Consider the following 20453-nt stretch of genomic DNA (forward strand, 5'->3'; position numbering starts at 1 on the left):
CTGTTCTACTTCCCCTTGTGTCCGGCTTTGCCGTGGCCCTTGTGGGAGCCGTTCTCGGTGCCGTTCTCGCTGTCGTACTTCTCGTACGCGTCGACGATACGGCCGACCAGCTTGTGCCGTACGACATCGTGGGACGTGAGCCGCGAGAAGTGCACGTCGTCGAGGCCCTCCAGGATGTCCTGGACCTGACGCAGACCCGACTTCGTCCCGGTCGGGAGGTCCACCTGCGTCACGTCACCCGTGACCACGACCTTCGAATCGAAGCCGAGGCGGGTGAGGAACATCTTCATCTGCTCGGCGCTCGTGTTCTGAGCCTCGTCCAGGATGATGAAGGCGTCGTTGAGCGTGCGGCCGCGCATATAGGCGAGCGGCGCGACCTCGATCGTCCCCGCTGCCATCAGGCGGGGGATGGAGTCGGGGTCGAGCATGTCGTGCAGCGCGTCGTACAGCGGGCGCAGGTACGGGTCGATCTTCTCGTACAGCGTGCCCGGCAGGAATCCGAGGCGCTCGCCGGCCTCCACCGCGGGGCGGGTCAGGATGATGCGGTTGACCTGCTTGGACTGCAGGGCCTGGACCGCCTTCGCCATGGCGAGGTACGTCTTGCCGGTGCCGGCGGGGCCGATGCCGAAGACGATGGTGTGCTTGTCGATGGCGTCGACGTACCGCTTCTGGTTGAGCGTCTTGGGGCGGATGGTGCGGCCTCGCGAGGACAGGATGTTCTGCGTGAGCACCTCGGCCGGGGTCTCCTGGCCGTCGCCCTCCCCGTTCTCGCTCGCCCTGAGCATGGCGATCGAGCGTTCCACTGCGTCCTCCGTCATCGGCTGTCCGGTGCGGAGCACCAGCATCATCTCGTCGAACAGGCGCTGGACGAGGGCGACTTCACCGGCGTCGCCGACCGCGCTGATCTCATTGCCCCGGACGTGGATGTCGGCCGCCGGGAAAGCCTTCTCGATGACGCGCAGGAGCGCGTCGCCTGATCCCAGCACGGTGACCATGGGGTGCTTCGCGGGGACCGTGAAGTGGGCTCGCGCCTGCCCCTGCGCGGGGCTGTGAGCTGTGGGTGTCTGAGTCATGGGCCGGCTCTGTAGGCCTGCGTATCCTCCTCGGTCGGCACGCTTGCCACACGGGCAGCCTTGCGGTTCCAAGCGTACGTCGCCGCACTGACACAGCCGTAGGGCTTTTCCTCACCTCACACGGACCGCTTGTGTCTCACTGGAGCGCTCGCGCCTTGTGGAGCGAGTCAGGCCGAGCGTCCGAACCCGATCGTCGGCACCGCCCGGCGCAGCGGCCAGGGGCGGGTCACCTCCGGAAGCAGGCCCTCCAGGAACGCGTATCGCCGCAGCGCCGCCGGGTCCTGGCCGTCGACCGACTGGACCCGGCGCCACCAGGCGGCGACCTCCGACCAGCCGGGCGCCGACAGCGACCCCCCGAACTCCTGGACGGAGAGGGCGGCGATCAGCCCCGCGAAGGCCAGGCGGTCGGCGAGCGGCCAGTCGGCCAGCGTTCCCATGACGAATCCCGCGACGAAGACGTCACCGGCGCCGGTGGGATCCAAGGCCTCGACGGCGATTCCCGGGGTCTCGGCGACCTCCCCGGTGCGGCGGTCCACGGCGTACGCGCCCTCCGAGCCGAGCGTGACGACCGCCAGCGGTACGCACTCGGTCAGCGCGCGGGCCGCCGCGCGCGGGCAGTCGGCCCCCGTGTACCGCATGGCCTCCTCGGCGTTCGGCAGGAACGCCTCGCAGTGTTCGAGGTCCGGGAGCCCCGCCAGGTCCCAGCGCCCGGTGTCGTCCCAGCCGACGTCCGCGAAGATCCGGGTGCCCGTGCGGGCGGCCTCGGCGATCCAGTGCGCGCGCGTGCCCGGCGTCAGCGAGGCGACGGCGGCACGCGCGCGTGGCGGGCAGTCCGGCGCGGGTTCCTCCGGCGGCGGCTCGTGCCCGTGGCTGACCATCGTGCGTTCGCCCTCGTACGCCATCGACACGGTGACCGGGGAGTGCCAGCCGGGCACCGTGCGCGAGGCCGAGAGGTCGATGCCCTCACCCTGCTCCAGGGCGTCCCAGCAGTACTCCCCGTAGTGGTCGTCCCCGAAGGCCGCGGCAAGGGAGGTACGCAGACCCAGCCGGGCCAGCGCGGTCGCCATGTTGGCCACGCCGCCGGGGCTCGATCCCATGCCGCGCGCCCAGGACTCGGTCCCGCGCACGGGGGCGGAATCAAGCCCCGTGAAGATGATGTCCAGGAAGACCGTGCCCGTGAGATAGACGTCCCAGGGCGGGTCCTTGGGGGTGCGCAGCCCGGCGAGCGGGTCGACGTGGGCCTGGCGGTACGGTCCCTCTCCGTTGGACACGATCACGGTGCGCTCCCTGGCGTGGTGCGGATCTGGTCAGTGTGCACCACACCGCGCACGGCACGCCGACGCTCACGCCGGAGCCGCCGCCGCTCAGAACCCCAGCTTGCGCAGCTGGCGGGGGTCCCGCTGCCAGTCCTTCGCCACCTTCACATGGAGGTCGAGGAAGACCGGCGTACCGAGCAGCGCCTCGATCTGCTTGCGCGACTTGATGCCGACTTCCTTGAGGCGCTTGCCCTTGGGGCCGATGACGATGCCCTTCTGGCTGGGGCGCTCGATGTAGAGGAAGGCGTGGATGTCGAGGAGGGGTCTGTCGGCGGGCCGGTCCTCGCGGGGGAGCATCTCCTCGACCACGACGGCGATGGAGTGGGGCAGTTCGTCGCGTACGCCTTCGAGGGCCGCCTCGCGGATGAGCTCCGCGATCATGACCTGCTCGGGCTCGTCCGTGAGGTCACCCTCCGGGTAGAGCGCGGGGCCCTCCGGCAGCAGCGGGACGAGGAGATCGGCCAGCAGGCCCACCTGCTTGTCGCCGACCGCCGACACCGGCACGATCTCCGCCCACTCGAACCCGAGCTCCGCGCCGAGCTGGTCGATCGCGATGAGCTGCTCGGCAAGGGTCTTGCTGTCGACCAGGTCGGTCTTCGTGACGATCGCGATCTTCGGCGTCTTCTTGATGGACGCCAGTTCCTTCGCGATGAACCGGTCACCGGGGCCGAGCTTCTCGTTGGCGGGCAGGCAGAAGCCGATCACGTCGACCTCGGCCCAGGTGGTCCGTACGATGTCGTTGAGCCGCTCACCGAGCAGCGTGCGCGGCTTGTGGAGCCCGGGGGTGTCCACCAGGATCAGCTGGGCGTCGGGCCGGTGCACGATGCCCCGTACCGTGTGCCGCGTGGTCTGCGGCTGGTCGGCGGTGATCGCCACCTTCTGGCCGACCAGAGCATTCGTGAGGGTGGACTTGCCCGCGTTGGGGCGGCCCACGAAGCAGGCGAAGCCGGCGCGGTGGGTGGCCTCGGACGGCTCGGATGACGGGGTACGAACGCTCATGGCGCCCATTCTCCCTGATCGTCGGAGCCCCGCCGCACGCCGGATGGCGGCACCCTTCTCTGTGAGCTTCCGGAAACCCCCGCGCAACACGAAACACGCCGGAAACGCGGGTGTGCGCAACCCGAAACGCGCGCCGGTGACCCTCTGACGATCGCCCCCGCCCCGTTGGAGAGACCGTGACCCTGGCCGCCGCCCAGATCGACACCGGCGACACCGCCTGGCTGCTCGTCGCCACCGCGCTCGTCCTGCTGATGACCCCGGGCCTTGCCCTGTTCTACGGCGGCATGGTCCGCACGAAGAGCGTCCTCAACATGCTGATGATGAGCTTCGTGTCGATCGCCCTGGTCACGGTCGTGTGGCTGGCCGCCGGATACTCCCTGGCGTTCGGCGACGACGCCTTCGGCGGGCTCATCGGAGGTCTCAAGCACGCGGGAATGGCCGGCCTCGACCCGGACAGCGTGCAGGGCACCGTCCCGACCCTCCTCTTCGCCACCTTCCAGCTCACCTTCGCGATCATCACGGCGGCGCTGATCAGCGGTGCGATCGCCGACCGGGCGAAGTTCGGGGCCTGGCTGGTCTTCGTGCCGGTCTGGGCGCTGCTCGTATACGTTCCCGTCACCCACTGGGTGTGGGGTCCGGGCGGCTGGATCCTCGACAAGCTGGGCGCGCTGGATTTCGCGGGCGGCCTGCCCGTCGAGATCACCTCAGGTGCCTCCGGACTCGCCCTCTGCCTGGTCCTCGGCCCGCGCCTCGGCTTCAAGAAGGACGCGATGCGCCCGCACAACCTGCCGATGGTGATGCTGGGGGCCGGACTGCTGTGGTTCGGCTGGTTCGGCTTCAACGCGGGATCCGCGCTGGGTGCCAACGGACTCGCCGCCGCCGCGTTCCTCAACACCCTCACCGCCGGTTGCACCGGCCTGCTCGGCTGGCTCTTCGTGGAACAGAAGCGGGACGGCCACCCCACCACTTTGGGCGCCGCGTCGGGCGCGGTCGCGGGCCTCGTCGCCATCACTCCGTCCTGCGGGTCCGTCTCCCTGCTCGGCGCCCTCGTCGTCGGTCTCGCCGCCGGTGTCCTGTGCTCGTACGCCGTCAGCTGGAAGTTCAAGCTGAACTACGACGACTCGCTGGACGTCGTCGGAGTCCACCTGGTCGGCGGCATCGTCGGCACGGTCCTCATCGGCGTCTTCGCGACGAAGGCGATGACGGGCGGCGCCGAGGGGCTGCTGTACGGCGGCGGGCTCGGCCAGCTCGGCAAGCAGCTGGTCGCCGTCGTGGCCGTCGGGACGTACGCCTTCGCCGTCACGTACGGCATCGGGAAGCTGCTCGACCGGCTCATCGGTTTCCGGGCGGACGAGGAGCACGAGCAGACCGGTCTTGACCTTACGGTGCACGCCGAGACGGCCTACGATCACGGGGTCCTGGGCCACGGTGCCCCGGTCTCGTCATCACTCCCCACCGCGCAGAAGGTCAAGACGCAGGCATGAAGCTCATCACCGCGATCGTCAAGCCGTACCGCCTCGACGAGGTCAAGACCGCGCTCCAGGAAATCGGCGTGCACGGGCTGACCGTCACGGAGGCCAGCGGGTACGGGCGCCAGCGCGGCCACACCGAGGTGTACCGGGGCGCCGAGTACCAGGTCGACCTCGTGCCCAAGGTGCGTATCGAGGTCGTCGTCGAGGACGCGGACGCCGACGCGGTCATCGACGCGGTGGTGAAGGCCGCGCACACGGGGAAGATCGGGGACGGCAAGGTGTGGGCGGTGCCGGTGGAGACGGTGGTGCGGGTGCGGACGGGGGAGCGGGGCCCGGACGCGCTCTGACGTCCTTCGTCGCCCCCCGAACCGGTCCCGCTGCGCGCCGGCGGCACCGGTCCTCGTCTCACCCGCGCCGGGGCTTACTCGAACACGAACGGGCCCGGGGACTGCGGTGCGTCCGCCGTGCAGGTGATGGTGATGCCGAAGACCACCATCTGCAGGGAGCCGCCGTGGGCCTCCAGGCTGTCGCCGGGGGCGACGGTGCCGTCCAGGGGGCCGACCGAGACTCCGCCGCCCGCGGCGATGGCGGGGTTCTTCGTCCCGGTGAAGGCGGTGGTGCCGCCGCTCGCCTTCACCAGGGTCAGCGTGGAGCTGACCGAGTCCTGGGCCACGTCGACCGGGGCCGTGATGGAGGTGGAGCTGAGGGTGATGGTCGCGGCCGTGCCGGTCTGGGTGGCGGTGAGGGTGGCCTCGCCGCTGCCGCCGATGCTGCAGGTCGCGTTGATGGTGGCCGTCTGGGGGGTGACGGCCGCGGCGGTCGGCGCGAAGGCCAGGCCGGTCGCGGCGAGGGTGCCGGCGGCTAACGCCGCGATGCTTGCGAGTCGCTTGCCTCTCATCGGGTTCCCTTCCCTTGTGGGGGAATTGCCATGTGGGGATGGTCAGTGCTCGCTTGGGGAGCGGGGCGCCGGGTGTATCTGACGGTCCGTCGGAACGTGCGGTTCCATTGATGCGCGGGGGTCTCACGTTTGCAAGGGATGCCCGCGCTTTCCTTCAACGGTCATCAAAAGTGGCCGAAGTTGGGCCCTGGGAGAAGTTCCCGGACCCTCACGGGTGGCTGGGCGTGGGAGACATGTCCTGGATGCCGAGGACCCGGAGGAGTTGGAGGCGGTGGTGGGACTCCGTGCCGGGGCGGGCCGTGTGGACGACGAGGAGCTGGTTGTCGCCCGAGCTGAGAAGGATCTCGCAGTCGAGATCGAGGTGCCCGACGGTGGGGTGCAGGAAGCGCTTCGTCGAGGCCCGCCGCACCGCGACCTCGTGCGACTCCCAGAGGCGGGCGAACTCCTCGCTGGAGGCGCGGAGTTCGGCCACCAGGCGAGCAGGACCCGGGTCGTCGGGGCGGGCCGCGGTCACCGCGCGCAGGTTGGCGACATGGCTGCGGCCCAACTCGGCCCGGTCCTCGGGCGGAAAGAGGGCGCGGCCCCGCGGATCGGTGAAGAAGCGCCGGACGACGTTGCGTTCGGTACCCGCCTCCCCTACCAGCGCCACCGCCATCGCGTTCTGCGCGAGCACGTCCCCGTAGTCGGTCATGACCTGCGCGGGCGCGTCGTGCAGCCGGTCGAGGATCAGCAGCAGTCCGGGCCGGACATGGGCGGAGGCGCTCTCGGCGCGCGGCGGTTCCTCGCCGGTGAGGTGGAAGAGATGGTCCCGTTCGTCGCCGGTGAGGCGCAGCGCCCTCGCCAGCGCGCCCAGCATCTGGCGTGACGGACGCGGGCCGCGCGACTGTTCGAGCCGCGTGTAGTAGTCCACGGACATGCCCGCGAGTGCCGCCACCTCCTCGCGGCGCAGACCCGGCGTGCGACGCCGGGCACCGCCGGTGAGTCCCACGTCGGAGGGCTCCAGCCGGGCGCGGCCGCGGCGCAGGAAGTCGGCGAGTTCGGCTCGGTTCACCTCTCCAGCGTGACCGAAGCCGCCCGGCTTATCCAGGCACTGCTGATCCCTGGATCGGAAGGTCTCTCCCGCCGTGCCCGGCACGGAGAGACGCTGGGAGCCGACGAGAGGAGCAGCGCATCATGCTGACATTGGTGACAGGAACCACCGGTGAGGTCGGCCGCCGTTTCGTACCCCGGCTGCTGAGCCAGGCACCCCCCGGTGATCACGTACGGGTCCTGGTCCGCGACGAGTCGAGGGCGGCCGCCCTGGCCGACCTCGGCGCCCAGGTCGCGGTCGGTGACCTGCGGGACACCGAGGCGCTCGGCAAGACCGTCGCGGGCGTCGACGCGGTGGTGAACATCGCGGCCGCCTTCCGCGGCGTACCGGACGAGGAGGCGTGGGCCGTCAACCGCGACGCCGCGCTGGAGCTGGGACGCGCCTGCGTCGCCTCTGGCGTTCGCCGATTCGTGCAGGTCAGCACCAATCTCGTGTACGGGACCGGCCGCGGACGCCCGCTCACCGAGCAGGACCCGACCGTGCCCGGCGGCGAGATGTGGGGCGCGTACCCGAAGGCCAAGAGGGAGGCGGAGCGGGGCCTCCTCGCCTTGGAGGGCGGCATGGACGTACGGATCGGGCGGCTCTCCTTCGTCTACGGCGAGGGAGACCCGCATCTGGCCGCATCGATGAGGTGGGCCGCTCACTGGGCCGCCACCCAGCGCCTCCAGCTGGTCCACCACGCCGATGTCGCCCAGGGCCTGAGCCGTCTCCTGTACGCCCCGGGCGCGGGCGGCGGGATCTACAACATCGCCGACGACGCCCCCGTCACCACCGTCGATCTCCACCAGCTCAATGGCGTCGAGATCCCGCCGGCCCTGTACGAGCGCACGGACCCCGATCCCTGGTACGGCATCGTCTCCACCGCCCGGATCCGCCGGGAACTGGGCTACCGGCCGCTGTATCCGTCGGTGTGGACGGCCCAGGATGCGGGCGTGCTGTGACGACGGGTTGACGACGGGGCCGCTCAGTCCACGCCCCTGATCCGCCCCACCAGCACCGCCCCCGCAAGGCCGATCACCGCCGCCACCAGGTACAGCACCCGGTAACCGCCGAGATACGTCACGATCGGCGCGGCCAGCGCGGGGGCGGCGACCTGGGGGAGGGCGTTGGCGATGTTGATGACGCCGAGGTCCTTGCCGCGGTCCAGGGCCTTGGGCAGGACGTCGGTCATCAGGGCGAAGTCGACGGAGGTGAAGACGCCGAAGCCGACGCCCAGAACCGCCGCGGCGACGATCGCGCCCGGCCAGGTCTGCCAGCCGGAAAGGGCCGCCGTGGCCACCGCCATCAGGACGCCCGACCAGATCACGAACGGTTTGCGGCGGCCGACCCTGTCGGACCACACCCCGCCGACCACGACCGTCGCGAGCAGCGTGACGCCGTTGACCGCCGTGAGGATCAGGACGCCCTGTTCGGGGTCGACGATGGGGGTCCCCCCGCTCGAGCGAAGCCGAGAGTGGGGGAGCAGCCGGTCCCTCAAGTAATAGAGCAGGTACAGGAGTACGAGCGCGTTGCTGAGGTTGATCAGGAAGCGGGTCAGCCAGGCCCAGGCGAGGTCCGGGTGGCGGCGCGGGCTCAGCCAGAAGGAGGTCAGGAAGGAGCGCAAGGACCAGGGCGGCCGGGCCGACAGCGGCAGCCGCAGGTCGGAGTGGTGAAGGACGTACGGCAGGACGCCCACCAGGGTGAACACCGCGCACGCCGCGTACCCGCCCCCGGTTCCTCCCGCCACCGTCGCCAGGCCCGTGCCGCCGACCACCCCGAGGATCTGCGCCGCACCCAACCAGCCGCCCACAGAGCCTCGTTGGAGCCGTGGCACCCGGTCGGGGACGGCCGCCGTGACCGCGGCGAAGGCGGCGTTCAGAGTGAGCTGGACCAGGCACCAGCCGAGGGTCATCGTCCACACGCCGCCCGCGCCCGCCAGGAACAGCAGGGACAGCGCGCCGCCCGCCGCGCCGGCCACGATCCACGGCGTACGGCGACCACGGCGCGCGGTCGTCCGGTCGGACAGCGCGCCGAAGAGCGGATTGGCGACCAGCGACACGACCGCGCCCGCGCCCGTGACCCAGGCCAGCATCGTCTCCTTCGACATGCCGGTGCCGGGCGCGAAGTCCTCCGCCTGGGAGGCCAGGAGGATCTGCAGAGGGCCGTACCAGCCCACCCAGATGGCCCCGTTGGCGAGCGAGAGCGCCGAGGTCCAGCCCCGGCCGACCCGCTCGACGGGCTCGGCGAGGGCCCCCACGGGTATGACCGGGTCGGCCGCGGTCATCTCTGGGCCCGCAGAGCGTCCCGCAGCCACGCGTACGACGACTTCGGAGTCCGCTCCAGCGTGTCGTAGTCGATGTGGACGAGACCGAAGCGGCGCGCGTACCCCTCGGCCCACTCGAAGTTGTCCATCAGCGACCAGACGAAGTAGCCGCGCACGTCGACGCCCTGCTCCAACGCCCGGTGCAGAGCGCGTACATGACCGTCGAGGAACGTGATCCGCTCCTGGTCGTCGATCCCGTCGTACGAGCAGCCGTTCTCGGTGATGACGACGGGCGGGAGCCGGTCGCCGTAACGCTCGTGGAAGCCGGCCAGCAGCTCGGTGAGCGCCTCGGGCACCACCGGCCAGCCGAAGTCGGTGACCGGATATCCCTCCAGTTCCCTTGCGGAGAAGGGGAGTTCCGCGGGCAGCGTCAGCCCGCTGAACTCGATCTCCGCGCCTTCGGGGGCGCCCACCTTGGTGGGTTGGTAGTAGTTGATGCCGTACCAGTCGATCGGCTCGGCGATGACCTTCAGGTCGGAATCGACGTCTCCCGGCATCAACTCGCCGATGCCTTCCGGGTATCGGCCGAGCAGCAGCGGGTCCGCGAAGAGACGGTTGAGGAGGATGTCGTAGAAGTCGGCGGCTTCCACGTCCTCGGTGCGGCGCGAGGCAGGCCAGGTCGGGCCGTGCGAGTTGGCGATCCCGATGTCGGCCGCACCGGCCGCGCGCAGGGCCCGTACGGCGAGACCGTGGGCGAGGAGCTGGTGGTGGGCCACCGGCAGCGCGTCGAACAGGAGCCGCTTGCCGGGGGCGTGCGCGCCGAGCGCGTGCCCGAGGAGGGTGTGTTCGGCGGGCTCGTTGAGGGTGATCCACTTCTTGACCCGGTCGCCCAGGCGGGCGGCTACGACACCGGCGTACTCGGCGAAGCGCTCGGCCGTGTCGCGATTCAGCCAGTCCAGGTCCACTGGGAGGTCCCAGTGGAAGAGGGTGAGCATGGGGATGACGTCCGCCGCGAGCAGTTCGTCCACCAGGCGGTCGTAGAAGTCCAGGCCGCCGGGGGAGTTCACCCGGGGCCAGGAGACCGAGAAGCGGTACGCGTCCACGCCCAGGTCGGCGAGAAGTGCCACGTCCTCGCGGTAGCGGTGGTAGTGGTCGCAGGCCACGGTCGCCGTGGAGCCGTCCTTCACCCGGCCGGGCTCGGCCGTGAAGGCGTCCCAGACCGACGGGTCGCGTTCGTCCGCGGCTCCCTCGATCTGGTGGGCCGAGGTGGACACGCCCCAGAGGAAGCCGGGCGGGAACTGCGGGAGGGGGTTCGTCGCCATGCGCGCGATCATCCTTACCGGGGGTAACGGAAGTCAACGGGCCGGCGTGAACTAGGAGTTACGGTTCCTGCCTGCGTTTCTACGCGCCCTCCTTCAGTACCCTCGAGATCAGCTTCCGCTGCTCGTCCGTCAGGCGAGGATCCGCGGCGTACACCGTTTTCCCGTCCACCGTGATCTCGTAGCTGAAGCCGTCGGGGACTCCCATGGGTGGCGTGCCCCGGCCGGCGGCGAGTGCCTGCTCGGCCAGGGCGTGCCACTCAGGGGCGTCGGGCCGTCCCGAGGTGTTCACCTCGGCACGGCGTTCGATGCCCGCGAATCCGCCCGTGCGCCTCACCTGAATACGCATGGGTCCTGTCTAGTACGAAATCGTCCGCGCGGCCTACAGGGTGCGCACGCCGACTTGTTCCCAGGCCTTCAGAACCGCCTGGAGTTCCTCGCCCTCCCCGTAGCGGCTGCGCGCGGCGGCGACGGTGAGGGTGGCGAAGTCGGCGAAGAGCGCGTCCGACTTGAGTTCGCCGCCGGTCAGCACGTCGTACCAGACCTGGCCGGCGCGCTCCCAGGCGTGGCCGCCGAGGGCGCCGGCTGCCAGGTAGAAGGCGTGGTTGGGGATGCCGGAGTTGATGTGGACACCGCCGTTGTCGCGCCCCGTACGGACGTAGTGGTCCATGGTCGCGGGCTGCGGGTCCTTGCCGAGCACGTCGTCGTCGTACGCGCTGCCCGGTTCCTTCATGGAGCGCAGGGCGGTGCCGGTGACGCGCGGGGCGAGGAGCCCCGCGCCGATCAGCCAGTCGGCCTCGGCGGCGGTCTGGCCGAGTGTGTACTGCTTGATCAGCGAGCCGAAGACGTCCGACATGGACTCGTTCAGGGCGCCCGGCTGGCCGAAGTAGGTCAGGTTGGCCGTGTACTGGGTGACGCCGTGGGTCAGCTCGTGGCCGATGACGTCGACCGGGATGGTGAAGTCGAGGAAGATCTCGCCGTCACCGTCGCCGAACACCATCTGTTCGCCGTTCCAGAAGGCGTTGTTGTACTTCTCGTCGAAGTGCACGGTCGCGTTCAGCGGCAGGCCCTCGCCGTTGATCGAGTCGCGCTGGTACGCCTGCAGGTACAGGTCGAAGGTCGCGCCAAGACCGGCGTACGCGCGGTTGACGGTGGCGTCCTTGCCCGGCTTGTCGCCCTCGCCGCGGACCTTCTTTCCGGGCAGGTCCTGGTGGTGGCGGGCGTCGTAGATCGTGCGGTGCGGCTTGGCTCCGGCGGTTTCCTCGGCCGCGGCGACGGCCGGGGCGCCGATGACGGTGGTCAGCCGGCGGTGGGTGCGCTCGTAGGCGTCGCGCTCCAGGGTCTGGCGCGCCGGACCGGCGAGTGCGGGGTCCTCGTGCTGGGCGAGCTTGTCGAGGACGTGGGGCGGAACGATGGTGCAGAAGACGGGCTCGAAGCCCCCGTTGGACGTCATGCCCGGCACCCTTGCACTGAGTTATGCCCCTGTCACTAGCCGCAACCATGATTGGTGAAATGCGGCAATAAGGAGCGTCCGGGCCCGCTCGGAAGTGGTATGGCGCACTTTTTGTCCCCTTTTGGGGTTGTGGTCCCGCATACTGATACAGCCCCCCGTACGGAGCGTGGCTCGGCTAGGCTGCGGAGCATCATGCGTTTCGGGCTGCTTCTCCTTAGCTGCCGCGGCGAGGGCCTGTAGTCGAGGCCGACCCCCTCCCCGCGGAGTCTGGCGTTGCGCCGTCGGCCGTCCTTCCGGACATCCTGAGGAGCCCACGCATCATGGCGAACAGCCAGACCCGCCAGAATCGTCAGCAGCCCACGTCCATGCCGGTGCACAAGTACGGCCAGTACGAGCAGGTCGACATCCCCGACCGCACCTGGCCCGACAACCGGATCACCGTCGCCCCCCGCTGGCTCTCCACCGACCTGCGCGACGGCAACCAGGCCCTGATCGACCCCATGTCGCCCGCGCGCAAGCGCGAGATGTTCGACCTGCTGGTGAAGATGGGCTACAAGGAGATCGAGGTCGGCTTCCCCGCCTCCGGTCAGACCGACTTCGACTTCGTGCGCTCGATCATCGAGGAAGAGGGCGCGATCCCGGACGACGTCACGATCTCCGTGCTGACGCAGGCCCGCGAGGACCTGATCGAGCGGACCGTCGAGTCGCTGAAGGGTGCCAAGCGCGCCAACGTGCACCTGTACAACGCCACCGCCCCGGTCTTCCGCCGGGTCGTCTTCCGCGGCTCCAAGGACCAGATCAAGCAGATCGCCGTCGACGGCACGCGGCTGGTCATCGAGTACGCCGAGAAGCTGCTGGGCCCCGAGACCGAGTTCGGCTACCAGTACAGCCCCGAGATCTTCACGGACACCGAGCTGGACTTCGCCCTGGAGGTCTGCGAGGCGGTCATGGACGTCTGGCAGCCGGGGCCGGGCCGCGAGATCATCCTGAACCTGCCCGCCACCGTCGAGCGATCGACCCCGTCGACGCACGCGGACCGCTTCGAGTGGATGTCGCGCAACCTGTCCCGCCGCGAGTACGTCTGCCTGTCGGTCCACCCGCACAACGACCGAGGTACGGCGGTGGCGGCGGCCGAGCTGGCGCTGATGGCCGGCGCCGACCGCATCGAGGGCTGTCTGTTCGGCCAGGGCGAGCGCACCGGCAACGTCGACCTGGTCACCCTGGGCATGAACCTGTTCTCGCAGGGTGTCGACCCGCAGATCGACTTCTCGAACATCGACGAGGTCCGCCGAACCGCCGAGTACTGCAACCAGATGGAGGTCCACGCCCGCCACCCGTACGTCGGGGACCTCGTCTACACCTCCTTCTCCGGCTCCCACCAGGACGCCATCAAGAAGGGCTTCGACGCGATGGAGGCCGACGCGGCCGCCAAGGGCGTCACCGTCGACGACATCGAGTGGGCCGTCCCGTACCTGCCGATCGACCCGAAGGACGTCGGCCGCTCCTACGAGGCGGTCATCCGGGTCAACTCGCAGTCGGGCAAGGGCGGTATCGCGTACGTCCTGAAGAACGACCACAAGCTGGACCTGCCGCGCCGGATGCAGATCGAGTTCTCGAAGATCATCCAGGCGAAGACGGATGCCGAGGGTGGCGAGATCACGCCGAAGGACATCTGGGCGACCTTCCAGGACGAGTACCTGCCCAACCCCGAGAATCCGTGGGGCCGTATCCAGGTCAAGACGGGCCAGTCCACGACGGACAAGGACGGCGTGGACACGCTCACGGTCGAGGCCTCGGTCGACGGCGCGGACACGGTGGTGAGCGGTACCGGCAACGGTCCGATCTCCGCCTTCTTCGACGCCCTGCAGTCCATCGGCGTCGATGTACGCCTGCTCGACTACCAGGAGCACACGATGAGCGAGGGCGCCTCCGCGCAGGCCGCCTCGTACATCGAATGCGCGGTCGGCGACAAGGTCCTGTGGGGAATCGGCATCGACGCGAATACGACACGTGCTTCGCTGAAGGCCGTCGTCTCCGCGGTCAACCGCGCGGCCCGCTGACCTCGTTCACCTGGCTCTTTCTGGCCCCGTCCGCCTTTCGAGGCGGGCGGGGCTCCGTCGTTTACCGGCCAATCCGTGTGCAGGTCACGAGCAGGTCTCGTCCGGGGTACTGACTCCGCATCAACAATGTGGCTAACATCACGCCAGCGCGGCGATGTTGCCGCGGCGTTACGGAGGTGTGCGACGGTGCTGCCGGAATGGGGACGAAACGGTCGTGCAGTTCAGGTTTCCCGCATCCTGGGCACCCGTACCGCGTGGACCAGTGTCGGCGACGGCGAGTTCTTCTGCCCAGGCTGTGGGGGCGACCGCAACTACCAGCGCCTGACCGGCCGTCGCCGCTTCACCCTCCTCGGCGTTCCCGTTCTCCCGCGCGGCGAGACCGGGCCCGTCGTCGAATGCGCCGCCTGCGCCCACCACTACGGCGCCGACGTCCTCGACCACCCCACCACCACCCGCTTCGCGGCAATGCTCCGCGACGCCGTCCACACCGTCGCCCTCGCCGTGCTCGCCGCCGGCGGCAGCTGCGCCCGTACGGCCCTGGAGACCGCTGCAGGCGCGGTGCGCTCGGCCGGCTTCGACGACTGCACGGAGGACCAGCTCGGCGCCCTCGTCGAGGCGCTCGCCGCGGACACCGGGCGCGTCTTCGGGGAGCCGTGCGGAGCGAGCCTGGCCATAGAGCTCCACGAGGCGCTGGACCCGCTGGCTCCGCACCTCGCCCCGACCGGCCGGGAGGCGATCCTCCTCCAGGGCGCCCGTATCGCGCTGGCCGACGGGCCCTACACCCCCGCCGAGCGGGACGTTCTGGCCACCGTGGGCGCGGCGCTGACGATCTGCTCGGACGACGTCACGCGGCTGCTGGCGGCGGCGCGTACACCGTCGTAGGCCCGTACTCCCGGGGGAGTAGTCCCGCCGTTCCGCCACCCCTCGCAGTACCCCCGAACTCGCCCTCAGGTGCGACGAATCCCGTGCCGCGCGCCGGGAGTCTGGTGCTTGTCCAGACACCCGGCCAGGAGGGGAGGACCCCGCCATGGGGCCCGGAAAGACCACCACACGTACGCGGCGACGGACCGTGCCCTGGGTGCTGCTCGGGCTCTGGGTGGCCGTGCTGGCCGTCGTCGGGCCGTTCGCGTCGAAGCTCGCCGATGTGCAGCACGACCGCGCCGTGGACTATCTGCCGGCGAGTGCGGACTCCACCCAAGTGGCCAAGATCGAGGACCAGTTGCCCGGCGGGGAGAGCACCGAGCTGGTGCTCGTCTACCACCGCGACGGCGGGCTGAGCGGCGTCGACCGCGCGACGGCCGCCCGCCAGGTCGCCCGGATCGCCGACGACAACCCGCTCACCGCACCCCCGAAGGCCGTGCCGTCCCCGGACGGCACCACCCTGATGTACCCGGTCGCCAGTTCCGCGCCCGGCGCCGACGAGAAGAAACGCGACACGTTCGTGAACGAGGTACGCGATGTCGCGCGCGGTGCGGACGGGCTGAGCGTCGATGTCGGCGGGCCCGGCGCGCTCGCCACCGACGCCGCCGAGGTCTACAACTCCCTTGGCGGACCGCTGCTTTACACCACCGTCGCCGTGGTCGCCGTCCTGCTGATCCTCATCTACCGCAGTCCGCTGCTGTGGCTCGTGCCGCTCGCCGTCGCGGGCGTCGCCGACTATCTGTCGATGGGCGTGGCCTACGGGCTCCACCAGGCGTTCGGCACCAGCGTCTCCGGCCAGAGCTCGGGCGTGATGACGATCCTCGTGTTCGGCGCCGGGACCGACTACGCCCTGCTGCTCATCTCCCGCTACCGGGAGGAACTGCGGCGCGTGGAGCGGCCGTACGACGCCATGCGCAACGCCCTGCGGGGCTGCGGGCCCGCCGTGCTCGCCTCCTCCGGGACCGTCGCCGCCGGACTGCTGTGCCTGCTCGCCGCGGACCTCAACAGCAGCCGGGGCATGGGCCCGACGGGCACGGTCGGGGTGCTGTGCGCGCTCGTCGCCATGCTGACCCTGCTGCCCGCCGTACTCGTGCTGCTCGGGCGGCGGGTGTTCTGGCCGCTGGTGCCCGCGTACGGCAGCGAGCCCAGGCAACGACGGAGCCTGTTCTCGGCGATGGGGTCCTCCGCCGGGCGCCGCCCGCTCGCCGTCCTCGCGAGCGGCGCCGTACTCCTCGGAGCGCTCGCCCTGGGCGCGCTGAGCCTGCCCGGCTCGCTCAAGCAACAGGACTCCTTCGTCCACAAGCCCGACTCGGTCGCCGCCATGGAGACCCTCGCGCACGCCTATCCCGGCCAGGGCACCCAGCCCCTCACCGTGATCACCCACACGGGACGGGCGGACGCCACGCTCGCCACCGTGCGCGGGCACCAGGGCGTCGCACGTGCCGAGCGGGGGCGCAGTGGCGGCGGCTGGACGGAGATCTCCGTCACCGCGAAGGGTGCACCCCAGTCGGCGGCCGAGACCGCCACGATCAAGTCCTTGCGGGGGGATCTGAAGGGCTCCTACGTCGGTGGCCCGAGCGCCCAGCAGATCGACCTCCAGGACACCAATGCCCGGGACCGGCTCGTCGTCGTACCCATCGTGCTCGTGTCCGTGCTGCTGATCCTGATCGTGCTGCTGCGCAGCCTGGTCGCCCCGCTGCTGCTCGTCGTCGCCGTGATCGCGGTGTGGGGCGCGGCGCTCGGTATCGGCGGGCTGGTCTTCGGGCCGCTGTTCGGGTTCGAGGGGACCGATCCGGGCCTCGGGCTGCTGTCCTTCGTCTTCCTCGTCGCCCTCGGCGTCGACTACGGGATCTTCCTCATGCACCGGATGCGGGAGGAGTCGCTGTCCGGTGCCGAACCGGCCGCCGCCGCGCTGACCGCGCTGCGGACGACCGGGGGTGTGATCGCCTCCGCCGGCCTCGTCCTCGCGGCGACCTTCGCGGTGCTGACGAACATGGGGCTCGTGCAGCTCGTCCAGCTGGGCTTCGTGATCGCGGTGGGGGTGCTGCTCGACACGTTCCTCGTCCGGACGTATCTGGTGACCAGCGCGAGTGTGGCGCTGCGACGCAGGGTGTGGTGGCCGGGGCGACTGTCCCGGGAGCCGTCGAGGCCGCCCGAGCCGCGGCAGAAGGAGCCGGCCGTTGTCGGCTGAGCGTGCAGTTGTCGGATGAACGTGCCGTTGTCGGCTGAGGCACGTCGGCGCCCCTCCTTCCCGCAGGGGCGCCCTCCTGACGGAAGATGAACCGGTGGACGTCACACGCATGCTGCTCAAGGGCTCCGCGCGCCGGGGAGTCGTCGGCCCGGCGCGGATGCTGCGCCAGGACGCGCTGCTCGCCGCCGCGCTGCTGGTCGTCGACGTGTCCGTGGCGCTCGTGGTCGCCACCGACGGCCGCCGGCCGGACACGCTCGGCTGGACCCTCCTGATCGGCGCGCACGTCCCAATGGTGTGGCGGCGGCGCGCCCCGCTCGCCTCGTTCCTCGCGCTCGTCGCCTGCGTGGGCCCGTACCACGCGCTCGACTTCGACCACACGGCGCCGCTGGTCGTCTCGATGGTCGCCCTGTTCACCGTCGCCGTGACGGGGCGCCCGCTGCGCTCCCTCCTGGTCGGCGTCGGCGTCATCGGCGTCATGCTCACCGTCAAGTTCGGACAGGGTGCCGCCGAGGGCGCCCAGGCGCTGCGCGTCACCGGCTGGATCGTCGCGGTCATCGTCCTCGGGGTGTACGTGCGCGTCCACGGCCAGTACGTCACCTCGGTCCTCGAACGCGCCGAGCGCGCGGAGCGGACCCGCGAGGAGGAGGCGCGCCGCCGGGTCGCCGAGGAACGCCTGCGCATTGCCCGCGACCTGCACGACCTGCTCGCCCACACCATCACCCTCATCGGCGTGCAGACCTCCGTCGCCGCGCACGTCCTGACCGCCGACCCCGACCGCCTCGACCGTACGGCGGTCGCCAAGGCGCTCGAAGACATCTCCGGGACCTGCCGCACCGCACGCGGCGAACTGCGCAGCACGCTGGAGGTGCTGCGCGCGTCGGAGCACGGCAGTGACGGGCGGGGGCCGCTGCCCGGCCTGGACGGCGTGCCCGACCTGGTCGCGGCGGCGCGGTCGGCGGGCGCCGAAGTGACGGCGGAGGTCGCGGTACCGGCCGCCGGTGTCCCGTCCGCCGTGGGCGCCGCCGCCTACCGCATCGTCCAGGAGGCGCTCACCAACGCCGTACGGCACGCGGGCCCCGACGTCACGGTCCGCGTGGACCTGCGGACGGAGGGCTGGGCCCTGCGGGTGGCCGTCACGGACGACGGCGTCGGCGACGCGGGCGGCACGCCCGGGTTCGGTCTCCTGGGGATGCGCGAGCGGGCTCGTAGTGTGGGCGGAACGCTGGAGGCCGGGGCGAGGGAGGGCGGCGGGTTCGGGGTGTCGGCGGTGCTGCCACTGGGAGTGCCTCCCGCTGCGACTGCTGGTGACCTTGACCGGGTGTCCGTGTCTGTGTCCGAACTCGAGCCGGGAGAGCTCCTATGACGATCCGTGTGCTTCTCGCCGACGACCAGAACCTCGTGCGGGCCGCGTTCGCCATGCTCGTCGAGTCCGCGCGGGACATGGAGGTCGTCGGGCAGGCGGCCACCGGGCGGGAGGCGGTGGAGCTCGCGCGCAGTACGCGGGCCGATCTGGTCGTCATGGACATCCGCATGCCCGACCTGGACGGCATCGAGGCGACCCGGGTCATCGCGGCCGACGAGAGCCTCGCCGGGGTCAGGGTCCTCGTTCTCACCACGTACGACACCGACGAGCACATCGTGGAGGCCCTGCGCGCCGGTGCCTCCGGCTTCCTGGTGAAGGACACCAGGCCCGCCGAACTCCTCGACGCCATCCGCACGGTGGCCGCCGGGGAGGCCCTGCTCTCACCGGGACCGACCGCCCGGCTGATCGCCCGTTTCCTGAGCACCCCGTCGGCTGCCGCGTCGGCCACGGGCGGCCCCGAGGGCCTCTCCGAGCGGGAACGCGAGGTACTGACGCTGGTCGCGCGCGGCCTCAACAACACCGAGGTCGCGGGGGCGTTGGGGCTGAGCCCGCTCACCGCGAAAACTCACGTCAGCCGGATCATGGGCAAGCTGGGCGCCCGCGACCGGGCCCAGCTGGTGATCGTGGCGTACGAGTCGGGACTCGTCGCGCCCGGGACCGCCCGTTGAACTGACGTCACATCAACACGCCGTGGCGGTACGGACATTGCTGTGACTCCCTGGGCGCAATAGGTTCTCCTGGACATCCCACGTCCTATGTTCACCGGAGTCCAGGGAGTGCCATGAGCATCACGAGCCGTATGGCCGCGTTCGCGGCAGCCGCCGGGCTCCTCACCGTCCTCGCGGTCACCGGCACCGCCTCGGGCACGCCCCTGGCCACCCGGGACTGTACCTCCTCCGTGCCGTACGCGGCGGGCCGGGACGGCTACGACACGTTCCGCATCCCGGCGACGGTCACGACCCGGACGGGCACGCTGCTGGCCTTCGCCGAGGGCAGACACAACGGCGCCGGCGACACCGGGAACATCGACGTCGTCCTCAAACGCTCCTTCGACGGCGGCTGCACGTGGGGTTCCTTGCGGGTCGTCGCGTCCGGGGACGGAGACACCCGGGGCAATCCGGCGCCGGTCGTGGACCCGCGTAGCGGCCGGATCGTCCTGCTCACGTCGTACAACAGCGGTGCCGTGACCGAGGCGCAGATCATGCGGGGTGAGGTCACCGCGGAACAGGGCCGTCGCGTCTTCGTCCAGACGAGCCGTGACGAGGGCCGGCACTTCTCCGCACCGCGCGAGATCACGGCCGAGGTGAAGCCGCCGGGCTGGCGGTGGTACGCCACGGGGCCGGGCCACGCCATCGCGCTGCGGCACGGTCCGCACGCCGGGCGCCTGGTCGTGCCCGCCAACCACTCCGCCGCCCCGCCCGAGGGGTCCGCGGACACCGGCCAGGAGTCCAAGTACTACGGCGCCCACGCCCTCTACAGCGACGACGGCGGACTCACCTGGAAGCTGGGCTTCGTGGACGACTCGTACGACGGCGTGGCCAACGCCAACGAGAGTGGCGTGGCCGAACTTCCCGACGGACGCCTGTACTTCACCGCGCGCGACCAGAACGGCACGAGCCCCGGAAACCGCCTGGACTCCTACTCCAGCGACGGAGGGAAGACCCTCGACCGCGCCTACGCCGTGCAGCCCACCCTGGACGACGTCCCCGTCGTCCAGGGCAGCGTCCTGCAGCTGAGCGGTCCTTTCGCTCCCCTCCTCTTCTCCGGCCCCTCCGTCCCCACCGCTCGCCAGTCCATGGCGATCTGGCGCAGCACGGACCGCGGCGCGGCCTTCACCAAGGCGCTCACCCTGTCCTCACAGCGGGCCGCCTACTCCGACCTCGTGCAGCTCGGCGCGAGCCGGGTCGGCATCCTCTACGAGACGGGCGCGACAGGCACGTACGACACGATCGAGTTCCGCCGGGTGCCGGTGGCCGACCTGCGGGGGTAGACGGCTTTTCTCGCCCCCTCCGCCCCTGCCCGTCCCGTACCTGGGGGGCTCCGCCCCCCAGACCCC

The 20453-nt window shown here is 70.8% G+C and carries 18 protein-coding genes; 9 read left to right on the forward strand and 9 right to left on the reverse strand.

What is annotated here, in order from left to right; genetic code table 11:
- Positions 1-5: 5 nt before the first annotated feature.
- The 3 genes from AB0D27_RS16770 to era form a co-directional block, all read right to left on the reverse strand.
- Positions 6-1073: a PhoH family protein gene (locus tag AB0D27_RS16770; protein WP_362508403.1), complete on the reverse strand. Its 1068-nt coding sequence runs from the start codon at positions 1071-1073 to the stop codon at positions 6-8.
- A 167-nt stretch (positions 1074-1240) separates the two neighbouring features.
- Positions 1241-2350 (reverse strand): PfkB family carbohydrate kinase, encoded by a 1110-nt coding sequence (locus AB0D27_RS16775; RefSeq protein WP_362508406.1) that lies wholly within the window; start codon positions 2348-2350, stop codon positions 1241-1243.
- Between the two features lie 87 nt (positions 2351-2437).
- A complete protein-coding gene (gene era, locus AB0D27_RS16780) occupies positions 2438-3397 on the reverse strand; it encodes a GTPase Era (RefSeq protein ID WP_362508409.1) in 960 nt (319 codons plus the stop codon).
- Positions 3398-3564: 167 nt separating this feature from the next.
- Between era and AB0D27_RS16785 the strand changes: the two genes are divergently transcribed.
- Both AB0D27_RS16785 and AB0D27_RS16790 read left to right on the forward strand, forming a co-directional pair.
- Positions 3565-4872: an ammonium transporter gene (locus tag AB0D27_RS16785; RefSeq protein WP_362508412.1), complete on the forward strand. Its 1308-nt coding sequence runs from the start codon at positions 3565-3567 to the stop codon at positions 4870-4872.
- A complete protein-coding gene (locus AB0D27_RS16790) occupies positions 4869-5207 on the forward strand; it encodes a P-II family nitrogen regulator (RefSeq protein ID WP_362508415.1) in 339 nt (112 codons plus the stop codon). The genes AB0D27_RS16785 and AB0D27_RS16790 overlap by 4 nt, the downstream gene beginning before the upstream one ends.
- A gap of 74 nt (positions 5208-5281) precedes the next feature.
- Here the strand turns inward: AB0D27_RS16790 and AB0D27_RS16795 are convergent, their stop codons facing one another.
- On the reverse strand, positions 5282-5758 hold the full coding sequence (locus AB0D27_RS16795; protein ID WP_362508417.1) for a hypothetical protein: 477 nt from the start codon (positions 5756-5758) through the stop codon (positions 5282-5284).
- A gap of 208 nt (positions 5759-5966) precedes the next feature.
- Entirely contained in the window at positions 5967-6809 is an 843-nt protein-coding gene (locus tag AB0D27_RS16800) for a helix-turn-helix transcriptional regulator (protein ID WP_362508420.1), read from the reverse strand.
- Between the two features lie 122 nt (positions 6810-6931).
- On the opposite strand from AB0D27_RS16800, the gene AB0D27_RS16805 reads away from it, so the two are divergent.
- The gene (locus AB0D27_RS16805; protein WP_362508423.1) at positions 6932-7789 is read left to right on the forward strand and encodes an NAD-dependent epimerase/dehydratase family protein; all 858 of its coding nucleotides are present in this window, start codon (positions 6932-6934) and stop codon (positions 7787-7789) included.
- Positions 7790-7812: 23 nt separating this feature from the next.
- Here the strand turns inward: AB0D27_RS16805 and AB0D27_RS16810 are convergent, their stop codons facing one another.
- The 4 genes from AB0D27_RS16810 to AB0D27_RS16825 all read right to left on the reverse strand — a co-directional run bounded on the left by AB0D27_RS16810 (position 7813) and on the right by AB0D27_RS16825 (position 11862).
- Complete coding sequence (locus AB0D27_RS16810) at positions 7813-9111, reverse strand: MFS transporter (protein WP_362508426.1); 1299 nt, start codon at positions 9109-9111, stop codon at positions 7813-7815.
- On the reverse strand, positions 9108-10424 hold the full coding sequence (locus AB0D27_RS16815) for a GH1 family beta-glucosidase (RefSeq protein WP_362508429.1): 1317 nt from the start codon (positions 10422-10424) through the stop codon (positions 9108-9110). Before AB0D27_RS16815 ends, AB0D27_RS16810 begins: the two co-directional genes overlap by 4 nt.
- A 67-nt stretch (positions 10425-10491) precedes the next feature.
- A complete protein-coding gene (locus AB0D27_RS16820) occupies positions 10492-10758 on the reverse strand; it encodes a protealysin inhibitor emfourin (RefSeq protein ID WP_362508432.1) in 267 nt (88 codons plus the stop codon).
- 33 nt (positions 10759-10791) lie between these two features.
- On the reverse strand, positions 10792-11862 hold the full coding sequence (locus AB0D27_RS16825) for a M4 family metallopeptidase (protein ID WP_362508435.1): 1071 nt from the start codon (positions 11860-11862) through the stop codon (positions 10792-10794).
- A 320-nt stretch (positions 11863-12182) separates the two neighbouring features.
- Here AB0D27_RS16825 and leuA point away from each other — a divergent pair, with 320 nt between their 5' ends.
- The 6 genes from leuA to AB0D27_RS16855 all read left to right on the forward strand — a co-directional run bounded on the left by leuA (position 12183) and on the right by AB0D27_RS16855 (position 20387).
- Positions 12183-13922 carry a 2-isopropylmalate synthase gene (gene leuA / locus AB0D27_RS16830; protein WP_362508438.1) on the forward strand — a complete coding sequence of 580 codons (1740 nt, stop codon included), beginning with the start codon at positions 12183-12185 and terminating at the stop codon, positions 13920-13922.
- 186 nt (positions 13923-14108) lie between these two features.
- Positions 14109-14804, forward strand: a complete 696-nt coding sequence (locus AB0D27_RS16835) for a TerB family tellurite resistance protein (protein ID WP_362508441.1) — start codon at positions 14109-14111, stop codon at positions 14802-14804.
- Positions 14805-14949: 145 nt separating this feature from the next.
- Positions 14950-17034 (forward strand): MMPL family transporter, encoded by a 2085-nt coding sequence (locus AB0D27_RS16840; protein WP_362508444.1) that lies wholly within the window; start codon positions 14950-14952, stop codon positions 17032-17034.
- Positions 17035-17143: 109 nt separating this feature from the next.
- On the forward strand, positions 17144-18397 hold the full coding sequence (locus AB0D27_RS16845) for a histidine kinase (RefSeq protein ID WP_362508467.1): 1254 nt from the start codon (positions 17144-17146) through the stop codon (positions 18395-18397).
- Positions 18394-19065: a response regulator transcription factor gene (locus AB0D27_RS16850; RefSeq protein WP_362508447.1), complete on the forward strand. Its 672-nt coding sequence runs from the start codon at positions 18394-18396 to the stop codon at positions 19063-19065. The genes AB0D27_RS16845 and AB0D27_RS16850 overlap by 4 nt, the downstream gene beginning before the upstream one ends.
- A 113-nt stretch (positions 19066-19178) precedes the next feature.
- Positions 19179-20387, forward strand: coding sequence for a sialidase family protein (locus AB0D27_RS16855; protein ID WP_362508450.1), 1209 nt, complete (start codon positions 19179-19181; stop codon positions 20385-20387).
- The last annotated feature ends 66 nt before the right edge of the window (positions 20388-20453 follow it).

The organism is Streptomyces sp. NPDC048415, assembly GCF_040651675.1.
Taxonomy (GTDB): domain Bacteria; phylum Actinomycetota; class Actinomycetes; order Streptomycetales; family Streptomycetaceae; genus Streptomyces.